The sequence below is a fragment of the Kitasatospora arboriphila genome (assembly GCF_039528095.1).
Taxonomy (GTDB): domain Bacteria; phylum Actinomycetota; class Actinomycetes; order Streptomycetales; family Streptomycetaceae; genus Kitasatospora; species Kitasatospora arboriphila.
Genome location: NZ_BAAALD010000328.1, coordinates 1 through 525 on the forward strand (window position 1 = coordinate 1; position 525 = coordinate 525).

The following is a 525-nucleotide window of genomic DNA, read 5'->3' on the forward strand; positions in this document are numbered from 1 at the left end:
CGCAGATTATTCACAACGATCTGAAGCCGTTCGGCGCCACTATCAACCATGCCACCGGCACGCTGTGGTTTGGCAATACCGTCGACAGCACTGTCACCGCTATTGACGCCAAAACCGGCGCCGTGAAGGGGCGCCTGGTGCTGGACGAGCGTCAGCGCAGGGAAACCGTGCGTCCGCTGCAGCCGCGCGAGCTGGCGGTCAATGAGCAGACCAACACGGTCTACATTACCGGTCTGGGCAAAGAGAGCGTGATTTGGGTGGTAGATGGCGCAACCCTGAAGCTGAAAACGACCATTACCGGCACCGGGGCAATGGCGACGGGTCTGGCGATCGATCCGCAAGCTAAGCGTCTGTATACTACCAACGCCGACGGCGAACTGCTGACCATCGACAGCGAGAGCAACACGATTGCGTCGCGCAAAAAATTGCAGGATGACGGCAAAGCGCATTTCTATCTTAACCTGAGTCTCGATACCGCCGGCCATCGTGCCTTTATTACCCACAGCAAGCAGCCGGAAGTGCTTG

General features: G+C 58.3%; 1 protein-coding gene. It reads left to right on the top strand.

The window, feature by feature from the left end; genetic code table 11:
* The coding region (locus ABD353_RS40220) for a YncE family protein (protein WP_344628642.1) at positions 1-525 on the top strand (525 nt) is incomplete at both ends.